This window comes from Methylobacterium sp. 1973, from assembly GCF_040545035.1.
Lineage (GTDB): Bacteria > Pseudomonadota > Alphaproteobacteria > Rhizobiales > Beijerinckiaceae > Methylobacterium > Methylobacterium fujisawaense.
Genome location: NZ_JBEPLA010000009.1, coordinates 108,103 through 119,172 on the forward strand (window position 1 = coordinate 108,103; position 11,070 = coordinate 119,172).

Annotated in this window: 11 protein-coding genes; 8 read left to right on the top strand and 3 right to left on the bottom strand. The window is 73.2% G+C overall.

Features of this window, described 5'->3' with window-relative positions; genetic code table 11:
• Positions 1-367 precede the first annotated feature (367 nt).
• The 5 genes from ABIC70_RS18405 (at position 368) to ABIC70_RS18425 (ending at position 5,169) form a co-directional block, all read left to right on the top strand.
• On the top strand, positions 368-1,078 hold the full coding sequence (locus ABIC70_RS18405; RefSeq protein WP_043355518.1) for a Crp/Fnr family transcriptional regulator: 711 nt from the start codon (positions 368-370) through the stop codon (positions 1,076-1,078).
• Positions 1,079-1,189: 111 nt separating this feature from the next.
• A complete protein-coding gene (gene larC, locus ABIC70_RS18410) occupies positions 1,190-2,509 on the top strand; it encodes a nickel pincer cofactor biosynthesis protein LarC (RefSeq protein WP_354440485.1) in 1,320 nt (439 codons plus the stop codon).
• Positions 2,506-3,327 (top strand): ATP-dependent sacrificial sulfur transferase LarE, encoded by an 822-nt coding sequence (gene larE, locus ABIC70_RS18415; RefSeq protein ID WP_354440487.1) that lies wholly within the window; start codon positions 2,506-2,508, stop codon positions 3,325-3,327. The genes larC and larE overlap by 4 nt, the downstream gene beginning before the upstream one ends.
• The gene (larB, locus tag ABIC70_RS18420; protein ID WP_043355532.1) at positions 3,324-4,004 is read left to right on the top strand and encodes a nickel pincer cofactor biosynthesis protein LarB; all 681 of its coding nucleotides are present in this window, start codon (positions 3,324-3,326) and stop codon (positions 4,002-4,004) included. The genes larE and larB overlap by 4 nt, the downstream gene beginning before the upstream one ends.
• Before the next feature lie 55 nt (positions 4,005-4,059).
• Complete coding sequence (locus ABIC70_RS18425) at positions 4,060-5,169, top strand: aldo/keto reductase (protein ID WP_053609750.1); 1,110 nt, start codon at positions 4,060-4,062, stop codon at positions 5,167-5,169.
• Positions 5,170-5,231: 62 nt separating this feature from the next.
• Here the strand turns inward: ABIC70_RS18425 and ABIC70_RS18430 are convergent, their stop codons facing one another.
• Together ABIC70_RS18430 and ABIC70_RS18435 are read right to left on the bottom strand one after the other, a co-directional pair.
• A complete protein-coding gene (locus ABIC70_RS18430) occupies positions 5,232-7,505 on the bottom strand; it encodes a xanthine dehydrogenase family protein molybdopterin-binding subunit (protein WP_354440490.1) in 2,274 nt (757 codons plus the stop codon).
• A gap of 238 nt (positions 7,506-7,743) precedes the next feature.
• The gene (locus ABIC70_RS18435; protein WP_043382364.1) at positions 7,744-8,313 is read right to left on the bottom strand and encodes a PepSY domain-containing protein; all 570 of its coding nucleotides are present in this window, start codon (positions 8,311-8,313) and stop codon (positions 7,744-7,746) included.
• A 210-nt stretch (positions 8,314-8,523) separates the two neighbouring features.
• Between ABIC70_RS18435 and ABIC70_RS18440 the strand changes: the two genes are divergently transcribed.
• Positions 8,524-8,772, top strand: a complete 249-nt coding sequence (locus ABIC70_RS18440; protein ID WP_043355542.1) for a hypothetical protein — start codon at positions 8,524-8,526, stop codon at positions 8,770-8,772.
• Between the two features lie 4 nt (positions 8,773-8,776).
• Here ABIC70_RS18440 and ABIC70_RS18445 read toward each other — a convergent pair whose 3' ends face one another.
• Positions 8,777-9,541, bottom strand: a complete 765-nt coding sequence (locus ABIC70_RS18445) for a 3-hydroxyacyl-CoA dehydrogenase (RefSeq protein ID WP_236952901.1) — start codon at positions 9,539-9,541, stop codon at positions 8,777-8,779.
• 427 nt (positions 9,542-9,968) lie between these two features.
• Here ABIC70_RS18445 and ABIC70_RS18450 point away from each other — a divergent pair, with 427 nt between their 5' ends.
• The gene (locus ABIC70_RS18450; RefSeq protein ID WP_043756522.1) at positions 9,969-10,745 is read left to right on the top strand and encodes an SGNH/GDSL hydrolase family protein; all 777 of its coding nucleotides are present in this window, start codon (positions 9,969-9,971) and stop codon (positions 10,743-10,745) included.
• 26 nt (positions 10,746-10,771) lie between these two features.
• Positions 10,772-11,059, top strand: a complete 288-nt coding sequence (locus tag ABIC70_RS18455; RefSeq protein ID WP_083683391.1) for a hypothetical protein — start codon at positions 10,772-10,774, stop codon at positions 11,057-11,059.
• The last annotated feature ends 11 nt before the right edge of the window (positions 11,060-11,070 follow it).

Below are 11,070 nucleotides of genomic sequence, written 5' to 3' on the forward strand. Positions count from 1 at the left end.
CCGCGCGTACGATCTGCGCGAACAACCTGCGCGGGCGCACCGGATCGACGCGTCCCCCGTCCTCAAGCCCGGGAACGACGACTTAACACAGGTTGGCGCACGTTTTTCTGCTGCAGGCACAAGCCGATCAAGATGATCCGGACTTCGATGTTCGGATGACGGTTTGGTCCCTGCCGATAGAAATATCCTTGTCCCATTATTTCACCGATACCCCCGGCGGCACCGTCGTGCGGGACGCTTCGGACGCGCGCGACGTCCCCCGGTCCCGTGTACCCGGCCGCGACGCGGCCGAATCTCCGGTCGGGCCCGTCTCCCTCCCGAGGGTCGCCGACACGCCGGTGTCGCGGTGATCTGACCGGAGGGGGACGTGGAGAACCCGTTCGTGCGGAAGATGGAGCGGCACGTCCGGCTCGCACCCGAGGACCGCGCGGTCCTCGACGGGCTGGGGCGCCAGCACGTCCGCCATGTCGCGGCCCGTCAGGATATCGAAGGGCAGCAGAGCGACCCGTCCCACACGCACCTCATCCTCGACGGCTGGGCCTGCCGGTACAAGCAGTTTCCGGACGGGCGGCGGGCGATCGTCGCGCTGCTCCTGCCGGGCGACCTGTGCGATCCGTTCGTCTTCCGCCGGGCGCACATGGACCACGCCATCGGCGCGCTGACCTCCGTCACCGTCGCCCGGATCGCGCCGGACCAGCTCGGCGACGCGATCCGCGGCCGGCCGGCCGTGGAGGAATGCCTGTGGCGGGAGATGCTCGCCACCACGGCCCTCCACCGGGAGTGGATCGCCAGCGTCGGCCGGCGCTCGGCGATCGAGCGGCTGGCGCACCTGTTCTGCGAGCTGCACCTGCGGCTGACACGCGTCGGCCTCGCGGACGGGATGACGCTGCCGATGCCGGTGACCCAGCCCGATCTCGCCGATGCCCTCGGCCAGACGAGCGTGCACATCAACCGCACCCTGAAGGAGCTGCGCATCAGCGGCCTCGTCGCCCTGCGCAGCCGGCGCCTGACGATCCGCGACCTCGACGGGCTGATGGAGCGGGGGCTGTTCGATCCGGCCTATCTGCAGCTCTCCTGACCGGCGCGGGCGATACGCCGCGGCCCCGCAGGCCGGCCGAACCTTGCCGCGGAACCGCCGCGGCCGATCTGAGGCGGACCTCCCTCCCGGCACGGGCCCGCGCGACACACGATGCACATCCACCTCGACGCGCTCGGCGGCGTGGCCGGCGACATGTTCGCCGCCGCCCTGCTGGACGCCTTCCCTGAGCATCAGGCCGGCGTCTCCGCCAGCATCCGGGCGGTCGACGGGCGCATCGCCTGCGCGGTCCGGGCGCACAATGACGGGATCCTCAGCGGCGCGCGCTTCGCCGTTTCGGCCCCCGGGGTGGAGCCCGGACCCGCGCCGCACCGACACGACCACCCGGCACGCCACGACCATCCGCATCCCCACGATCACGATCACGCCCACGATCACGCCCATGATGACGGCCACGGTCACGGCGATGGCCACGATCAGGGTCACGGTCACGGACACCGGCCCTGGTCGGAGATCCGCGCCGCGCTGGAGGCGGCGGATCTCGCGCCGGCGGTCCGGGCGCAGGCCCTCGCCATCTTCGGCCACCTCGCCGCGGCCGAGGCCCGGGTCCACGGCATCGCGGTCGAGGCGGTGGCGTTCCACGAGGTCGGCGCCTTCGATTCCATCGCCGACATCGTCGCCGCCGCCCACCTGATCGCCGCGCTGGGGGTGCGGAGCTGGAGCGTTTCGGCTCTGCCGCTGGGCTCCGGCCGGGTGCGGACCCAGCACGGTCCCCTCCCCGTCCCGGCCCCCGCCACGACGCTGCTCCTCGAGGGCTTCTCGACCCTCGACGACGGCGTGCCCGGCGAGCGCGTCACCCCCACCGGCGCGGCGATCCTGCGCCATCTCTGCGGCGAAGACCCCGGGCGGGGCCGTCCCCGGGGCATTCTCGGGCGCACCGGCATCGGGTTCGGCACCATGGTCCTGCCGGGCCTGAGCAACTGCCTGCGCGTCCTGGTGCTGGATGAGGCGGCCGCCCGTCCCGGCCGGCGGGACCTCGCGGTGATCGCCTTCGAGATCGACGACCAGTCCGGCGAGGATCTCGCCATGGGCCTCGACCGGCTGCGGGGTGAGCCCGGAATCCTGGACGTCGTGCAGGCGCCGGTCCTCGGCAAGAAGGGCCGGATGATGGCCCGGATCCAGGTTCTGGTCCGCCCGGAGAGCCTGGAGGCGGCGATCGCGGCCTGCTTCCGGGAGACCACCACGATCGGCCTGCGCTACCATCGGGTCGAGGGGGCGGTGCTCGACCGCGAGGCCCGCACGGTGGATCATGCGGGCCGACCCGTCCGGGTGAAGGTCGTGGACCGCCCCGGCGGGCGCACCGCCAAGGCCGAGGCCGACGATGCCCGCGACCACGCGGGTCACGCCGCACGGGCGCGCTTGCGCCGCGAGGCCGAGCGCCTCGCCCTGACTGTGCCGGAGGAGGAGCGGTGACGCGCCAGAAACTCGAAGCCGTCCTGGCGGGACTCGGCCCCGTCGCCGTGGCGGTGAGCGGCGGGGTCGACAGCCTGACCCTCGCCACCCTCGCCCACCGGCTGGCGCCGGGCACGACCCTGGTGGTGCACGCGGTCTCGCCGGCCGTGCCGGAGGAGGCGACCGCGCGGGTCCGCGCCGAGGGCGCCCGCGAGGGCTGGACCCTGCGGGTGATCGAGGCCGGCGAGTTCGCCGACCCGGCCTACCGGGCCAACCCGGTCAACCGCTGCTTCTTCTGCAAGACCAACCTGTACGGGGCGGTCCGGGCCGTCACCGACCGGCAGATCCTCTCGGGCGCCAACCGCGACGACCTCGGCGAGTACCGCCCCGGCCTCGACGCCGCCCGGGAGCACGGCGTGCGCCACCCCTACGTGGAGGCGGGGTTCGACAAGGCTTCCGTGCGGGCGCTCGCCCGCGACCTCGGCCTCGGCGCCGTGGCGGAGCTGCCGGCGGCCCCGTGCCTGTCGAGCCGGGTCGAGACCGGCATCCCGATCGAGCCGGATACGCTGGGCTTCATCCACGCCGTCGAGCGGCTGGTGGGGGGCGCCCTCGCTGCGGGGACCGGCGCCAAGCGGGCGGTCCGCTGCCGGGTGCGCGCCGAGGGCGTGGTGGTGGAACTCGATCCCGGGAGCTTGGCGGCCCTCGACGCGGACAGCCGCGCCGAACTCGGGGCCGGGATCCGGGAGATCGCACCGGCGCGTCTCGCCGGCCCGGTCCGGTTCGCGCCCTACCGGGTCGGCAGCGCCTTCCTGGTGCAGCAGGGGGAGGCCCGCTCGTGAGCGTCGCTGAAGAATTCACCCTCGACTTCGCCCGGTCGGAGCGGATCGGGCTGGAGGAGGCGATCTTCTGCGCCGGCAAGAGCCCTGAGCAGATCGACGCGATCCTGGAGTCCGCCCGCGCCCGGGGCGCCTCGCTCCTCCTCACCCGCCTCGATCCGGAGAAGCGCGACCGGCTCGATGCGGCGGCCCGCCTCGACTATTGCCCGGTCTCGCGCACGGCCGTGTTCGGCGAGGCGCCCCGGATCACGGGCCCGGCTCGGGTCGCCGTGGTGGCGGCCGGCACCTCGGACGTCCCCGTCGCCCGCGAGGCCCTGCGGGTGCTGGCCTATGCCGGCCGGGCTGCCGCGCTCTTCGCCGATGTCGGCGTCGCCGGCCTGTGGCGGCTGACCACGCGGATCGAGGAGATCCGCGCGCATCCGGTGGTGATCGTCGCCGCCGGCATGGATGCGGCGCTGCCGAGCGTCGTCGGCGGCCTCGTGGCCGGCGCGGTGATCGCGGTCCCGACCTCCGTGGGCTACGGCGTCGCCGCGGGCGGCCGCGCCGCCCTCGACGCCGTGCTGGCGAGCTGCGCCCCCGGCATCACGGTGGTCAACATCGACAACGGCTACGGCGCCGCCTGCGCCGCCCTGCGCCTGCTCCACGCGGCAGGACGCCTCGCCGCGGAGACCGAACGATGAGCCGGCCCGACGCATTACCTCTCCTCACCCGGACACTCACGAACGGAGACAGCCGATGGAACGCCGCAGCTTCCTACAGGGCGCCGTGCTCGGCGCGGGCTTGGCTGGCGCCGGCAGCGCAGGTGCGGCCGTGAACGCCCCCGTGCTCCCGGGCAACCGCCCGCAGGACCCGGCGGACCTGCCCTTCGTCACCGATCCCGGCGAGCGCCGGGGCGAGATGCTCTACCGGACCTTCGGGAAGACGTCGGAAAAGATCTCGGCGATCGGCATGGGCGGGTTCCACCTCGGCAAGAAGGCCGTGACCGACGACGAGGCGACGCGGCTGATCCATGCCGGGATCGATCGCGGCATCACCTTCATGGACAATTGCTGGGACTACAACGACGGGCGCTCCGAGCTGCGCATGGGCGCGGCCCTCGCCCAGGGCGGCTATCGCGACAAGGTCTTCCTGATGTCCAAGATGGACGGGCGGACCAAGGAGGAGGCGATCAAGCAGATCGACCAGTCGCTCCTGCGCCTGCGCACCGACCGGATCGACCTCGTCCAGCACCACGAGATACTGCGCTTCGACGACCCGGACCGGGTCTTCGCCGAGGGCGGGGCGATGGAAGGCTTCCTGGAGGCCAAGAAGGCCGGCAAGCTGCGCTACATCGGCTTCACCGGCCACAAGGACCCGCGCATCCACCTGCAGATGCTGGAGGTCGCCGCCGAGCGCGGCTTCCACTTCGATTCCGTGCAGATGCCCGTCAACGTGATGGACGCGCATTTCCGCTCGTTCAGCCACCTCGTCCTGCCGTACCTCGTGCAGAACGGCATCGCGCCGCTCGCCATGAAGACTTTTGGCGACGGGGTGATCCTGAAGGCGGACGCGCCGATCAAGCCGATCGAGTACCTGCACTTCTCGCTGAACCTGCCGGTCTCGGTGGTGATCACCGGCATCCAGAACCAGCGCGACCTCGACCAGGCCTTCGAGGCGGTGAAGACCTTCAAGCCGATGGACAAGGCGGCGGTGGCCGAGCTGCTGTCGCGGTCGAAGCCCTACGCGCTGGAGGGCAAGTACGAGCTGTTCAAGACGAGCGCGACCTTCGACGGCACCGCCAAGAACGCGGCATGGCTGGGCGAGGACGTGGCAAGCGTGAAGAAGCTCGCGCCGACGATGGAGTAGAGCGGGTCGCAGAATGGCGCGCCCTCCCTCCCCCGCAGAGGGGGAGGGAGAAGCGGCCGGCGTTACGCCACGTCCTCCAGCCGGATCGGCAGGCTGCGGATTCGGCGGCCGGTGGCGTGGTGGACGGCGTTGGCGATGGCGGCGTTCACCCCGATGATGCCGAGTTCGCCCAGACCCTTCAGGCCCAGCGCGTCCACCCGGTCGTCGGGATCGGGTACCAGCAGCGCCTCGACCTCCGGCGCGTCGGCCGCCGTGGGGACGAGGTATTCGGCGAGATCCGGGTTGCGGTAGGCGGCACCGTCGAGCACTGTCTCTTCGAGCAGCGCCGAGCCGAGGCCCCAGATCATCCCGCCCGTGAGCTGGCTCCGCGCGGTCAGCGGGTTGAGGATGCGCCCCGCCGCGAACGCGCCGGTGAGCCGGGCCACCCGGATCTCCCCGGTCTCGGCATGGACGTGGATCTCCGCGAACTGCGCGCCGAAGCCCCAGGACACGGCTTTCCCGCCCCCGCCCAGGCTGAGCCCGATATGGCCCTGCCGCAGGCCCGCGAGCGCCGTCTCGCGGTCGCCGCCTTCGGGCACGAACGCCGCGACGGTCTCCACGCCCGCTGGGCCGACCGCCTCGGCCAGCGCGATCCCGGCCCCGTCCGGGGCCACGAGCCGCCTGTCCGCGAGGCGCAGCGTCCCCGGATCATGGCCGGCGAGGCGGCCGTCCTGCCCGGTCGCGGCCTGCGCGAGGGTCTCGCGGATCTGCCCGCAGCCCAATGCCAGGGCGTTCATCAGGCTGGTGGTCGTGCTCGATCCGCCCGAGATACCCGCCGCCGGCAGGTCCGTGTCGCCGAGCCGGACCGTCACCCGCTCAACCGGCACCCCGAGCCCGTCCGCCGCGCCCATCGCGAGCAGCGTGGTGATGCCGTTGCCGATCTCGTGGTGCGCGCAGGCCACCTCCGCGGACCCGTCCGGGCCCAGCCGGACCCGCATCGTCGCGGCGGCGATCTTCACCGGCCGCACCGAGGTGGCGCAGCCGAGACCCACCCGCCAGGGACCGTCGCGCATCGAACCCGGACGCGGCACCCGGCGCGACCAGCCGAAGGCCTTGGCGCCCGCATCGAAGCAGGCCATCAGCGGCCGGGTCGAGAACGGCTTTCCGCTGACCGGATCCACCGCCGTGTCGTTGAGCCGGCGCAACTCGATCGGGTCCATGCCGAGCGCCGCCGCCATCTCGTCGACGGCGCTCTCCAGGGCGAACAGGAACGGGACCTCCGGGGGCGCCCGCATCGGCCCCGGCGTGTTGCGGTCGACCCGCACGGCCCGCTCCTCGGTCCGGATGTTCGGGCAGGCGTAGAGGCTCGCGGTCACCTCCGCGCCCTCCATGACGAAGGGATCGAAGCGCGAGGTCACGGTGTCGGCTTCGTGGACCAGGGCGGTGAAGCGGCCCGTCCGGTCGGCGCCGAGCCGGATGCGGTGGCGGGATTCCGGCCGGTAATTGGCGATGGTGAAGCATTGCCGCCGGCTCGGGACCAGGGAAACCGGCCGGCCGAGGCGCTTGGCTGCCAGGGCGACGAGCGCCGTGTGCTGCGACAGCGCGAATTTCGAGCCGAAATGGCCGCCGATCAGGCCCGCCACCACCCGCACCTGCGCGGGATCGAGGCCGAGCTGCGCGGCGAGCCCGTGCTGGACCGCGCCGACGTAGCGGGTCGGCTCGTGCACCGTGAGCCTGTCGCCGTCCCAGGCGGCCCGGGTGGTGAACAGCTCGATCGGGTTGTGGTGCTGGACCGGGGTCTCGTAGCGCGCCTCGATCCGGACGGCCGCCGTATGCAGGGCGGCTTCGGCATCACCGCGGGCGATGTCCTCGTGATGGGGCTTCAGGTCGGCCAGCCGCACGGTCTCGGCGCCGGGCGCATCGAAGCCGCCGGCGGCGGGCTCGGCCGCGTAGGCGACCCGGACCGCGCCCGCCGCCGCCGCGGCCGCTTCCTGCGTCTCCGCCACGACCAGCGCCACGATCTGGCCGGCATAGGCGATCGCCTCGGAGTCGAGGGGGCGGTGCGAGCTGTTGGCGAAGCCGCCGGCCATCAGGTGCTTCACCGGCGCCACCGCGCCCGCGAAATCCCGGTGGGTGAAGATCCCCAGGAGACCCGGCACCCGCCCGGCGGCTTCGAGGTCGAAGCCGGTGATGCGGCCCCGGGCGATGGTGCTGGTCACCAGGGCGGCGTGGGCCGTGGCGGTCTCCGGGCCGACACGGTCGGAGCTGTAGAGGGCCCGGCCCGTGACCTTGTCGGGACCCTCGACCCGGGTATGGGCCCGTCCGAGATGACCCTCGTCCAGCGCGCGTGCGTCCATCCTGCCCTTCCCGTCCGCGGCCGCTCCGGCCGCCGCTTACGAAGGGAATGGACGAGACGGTGGTTCGGGTCCGCTTGCCGCGGGGCGACAGGTTGCAGCGGCCGCTCCGGCCGAGCCGTCCTCGCGCATGAAGCGCTTCGGGGCAGCGCGGCCTGGATCGGCCGGGCGTCCCCCGGATTGCGCGCGCCCCGCGCGAGGACGGGGCGGGCTGCGGCGGCCTGCGCCGCAGCCCGGCGCCTCAGTTCAGGACCTTGCCGTCCGGCCCGACCTTGATCTCCTGCTCCTTGTCGGCGCCGGCGACCTTGATCTCGTACTGGACCGCGGAACCGTCCTTCTCGACCTCGGCCTCGTAGGCCTTGCCGCCGCCGGCCTTCTGCTCGGCGATGGCCAGCGCGTCCTTCAGCGAGGTCTTGGCGTTCTGGAAGTCGGAGGCCTTCAGCCGGGTGAAGTAGCGCTCGATCGGCTGGTTCTCGGTCTTGTAGAGGGCGCCGGTATCGGCGTTGATGCCGTATTCGACCAGCTTGCCGCTCGGGTAGACGACCTTGATCGCGTAGTGGGCCGGATCCTTGCTGTCGGCCTTCTCGAAGTCGGCGTCGATGGCGCGGCCGCCCTTCTCGTCGCCCTGCGACTCGGCGGTGGCGAGCGCCTGGGCGAGGCCGACCTTGGCGACCTTGGCGACCTGCCACTCCTTCAGGTTGCTGTCGGCCTTGGTGGCGGGTTCGGCGGGGGTCGCGGTGGGGGTCTGGGCCACGGCGAAGCTGGCGGAGAGGGCGAGCAGGCCAGCGGCGGCGGTGAGGCGGGTGATCATGGCGGGTAGTCCCTTTGCGGGCTCGTTCACGGGAGCGTGAAACGTCGGGTCCGGAAATCCGGTTGCCCGCGCCCGGAAAAAATTCTGCCGCCGTCGCCCCGGAGCGCGGCCGGGCGCCCCGCGAGACGGGCGGCCGGGGCCCCTGTATGAGACGCTGACGATCCGGCGTGCCCCTCGGCGACGGCGGAGCCCTCACGGATGGAGCAGGCCATGACCGCGCACGAGCCCGAGCCGCTGGACGATTTCACGCGCCTGCACGCCAAGCTGTCCGCCTTGGAGATCGTGCTCGGCGTCCTGATCGGGCGGCTCTCCGAGGAGAACCCGGAGATCCGCGAGGACGTGAAGCGCGACGTGGCGGCGATCCTGTCGGATATGCCGATCGACGGTCCGAGCGAGGAGATGATCGCCGCCGAGGTCCGCCGGGCCGCCGCGGTTTTGACCAGCGTGTCGATCGGCTGAGCCGTCAGCGCGGCGGCATCCGCAGCGCCCCGTCGAGGCGGATCGTCTCGCCGTTCAGCATCGGGTTCTCGCAGATGTGGCGGACGAGGTCCGCGTATTCCGACGGGCGGCCGAGGCGCGGCGGGAAGGGCACGCTCTGGCCGAGGGTGTCCTGCACGTCCTGGGGCAGCCCCGCCATCATCGGGGTCTCGAAGATGCCCGGCGCGATGGTCACCACCCGGATGCCGTGCCGGGCGAGTTCCCGGGCAAGGGGCAGCGTCATGGCGACCACGCCGCCCTTGGACGCCGCGTAGGCGGCCTGCCCGATCTGGCCGTCGAAGGCCGCGATCGAGGCTGTGTTGACGATCACGCCCCGGGCGCCCGCCGCGTCCGGCGCCTCCCGGGCGATGGCGTCGGCCGCCAGCCGGATCATGTTGAAGGTGCCGACGAGGTTGACCGAGACCGCCCGCGCGAAGGTCTCGAGCCGGTGCGGCCCGTCGCGGCCGACCACCTTCTCCCCCGGCGCGATGCCGGCGCAGTTCACGAGCCCGTGGAGGTGCCCGAACGCGTCCAGCGCCGTCCGGACCGCCGCCGCGCCATCCGCCTCGCGGGTGACGTCCGTCTCGACGAAGCGCGCCTGCGTCCCGAGATCCGCCGCCACCCGGGCGCCGGCCTCCCGGGCGATGTCGGCCACGACCACCCGGGCCCCCGCCGCCGCGAGGCCCCGCGCCGTCGCCTCCCCGAGGCCGGAGCCCGCGCCCGTGACGATGAAGACCCGATCCCTGATCATCTCGCTGGCCATCCTGGCCCCCCGACGGTTCCGGGCGACCGACGGCGCCCCGCGGCCACCGACCTAGCGCGGCGCCGCAGCGGCCGGAAGTCGTCCCCGTTCGGATCCGGGACCGATCCGTTCCGCTGGGCGATTGACGTGTGAAATTTTCCCACATAGAAGATGCGAAGACGATCTGCGGTTGCGGATCGGATGTCCCCGTGTTTCCCGCGCTTCGGTGCCCGGTCGCCAAGTCATGCCGTGTCCATGTCAGGGAGCGGCCATGTCAGGGAGCGGCCATGTCAGGGAGCGGCCAAGTCATGGTGCGGCCGAGTCATGGTGCGGCCGAGTCGTGCGGTCGTGACGGTTCTGTCGCGGACCGCACCCGTCATTCTCCGGTCCCGGCCATCCGGGAGCGGCCGAGCCCTCACGCCTGATCAGGACAGTCATGGACGTCCCCTGGATCGAGACCGCCGCCCGGCACTGGCGGCATGGGCGGATCGTCGGGCGCCGGTTCGCCGACCGGCGTCCCGGCATCCGCGCAGCCCTGCGGGCGGCCGCGCCGGACAGCGTGCTGCTGGCCGGCAACTCCCACGCGGAGTTCGTCGGAACGCCGGATCTCGGCGGCCGGGCCTGCATCAACATCGCCGTCGGCGGCAGCACCGCGGTCGATTGCGGCCGCCATCTCGCGGAGCTGCGCGTGCCGACCCGCTGCGCGGCCGCGGTGCTGATCATCGGCACCAACGACCTCCAGCGCTGGCGGCATCCCGAGCGGGCCCGCGTGGTCGACCGGTTCGAGGCCGATGTCCGGCGCATCCTGCGCAGTTTGGAGGCGTGGTCGGCACAGGTGTTCGTCGCCGCCGTACCGCCGGTGGGAATCGGGGCGACCGGCCGGGATCCCGCCGCCGTCGCGGTCTTTTCGGACCGCTTGGCGAGGCTGTGTGCCGAGGGGGGCCACACCTTCTTCGACCCGTTCGCGGCGTGGCGCGCCGGCACCGGGGGGCTCGCCGGCCCCGGTCTCCACCGGGACGGCGTGCATCTGGCCGATTACGCGCCCCTGGCCGCGGCGCTCTCCCGCGCGGTGGCGGGCATGGTCCCTCCGGCCGGGCGGCCGCTCCGCCCGGATGTGCCCTGTCCCGGGCCCCGCCCGACGCCCGTCGCGACGGCGCCTGCCGCGACGGCGCCCCTGCGGGTCCTGCGCGCGGCCTGGGTCGGCCGGCCGTGAGGATCCGCGCGCTCCGGGTCGCGGCCATGCGCCCGCCCTCGCGCGGCGACAGGCCGTCCCTGCCGCGCCGGGTCTGGCCCGCCGACGCGGCGGCGTGGCGCGACGAGAACGGCGTCCGGCAGCCCCGGGCGGCGCGGCGCACCCTCGCGGCGTTGGCGGCCCTCGAGTCCCGCGGACGGTACGACGCCTGGGCGGAGGGCGAGGGCAAGGTCGTCGCCGGGCCGGTCAGCGCGCTGGTCCTGGGCGACGCGGCGGCGGAGATCGGGTTCGTCTTCAGCCTCACGCCCGACGGGTATGGCGCGGAGCCGTTCTGAACGGATCCCGA

Coding starts and splice junctions, on each gene's coding strand:
- ABIC70_RS18425 (WP_053609750.1), top strand. CDS start 4,060: ATGGAACGCCGCAGCTTCCTACAGGGCGCCGTGCTCGGCGCGGGCTTG.
- ABIC70_RS18450 (WP_043756522.1), top strand. CDS start 9,969: ATGGACGTCCCCTGGATCGAGACCGCCGCCCGGCACTGGCGGCATGGG.
- ABIC70_RS18455 (WP_083683391.1), top strand. CDS start 10,772: ATGCGCCCGCCCTCGCGCGGCGACAGGCCGTCCCTGCCGCGCCGGGTC.
- larC (WP_354440485.1), top strand. CDS start 1,190: ATGCACATCCACCTCGACGCGCTCGGCGGCGTGGCCGGCGACATGTTC.
- ABIC70_RS18430 (WP_354440490.1), bottom strand. CDS start 7,505: ATGGACGCACGCGCGCTGGACGAGGGTCATCTCGGACGGGCCCATACC.
- ABIC70_RS18440 (WP_043355542.1), top strand. CDS start 8,524: ATGACCGCGCACGAGCCCGAGCCGCTGGACGATTTCACGCGCCTGCAC.
- ABIC70_RS18445 (WP_236952901.1), bottom strand. CDS start 9,541: ATGATCAGGGATCGGGTCTTCATCGTCACGGGCGCGGGCTCCGGCCTC.
- ABIC70_RS18435 (WP_043382364.1), bottom strand. CDS start 8,313: ATGATCACCCGCCTCACCGCCGCCGCTGGCCTGCTCGCCCTCTCCGCC.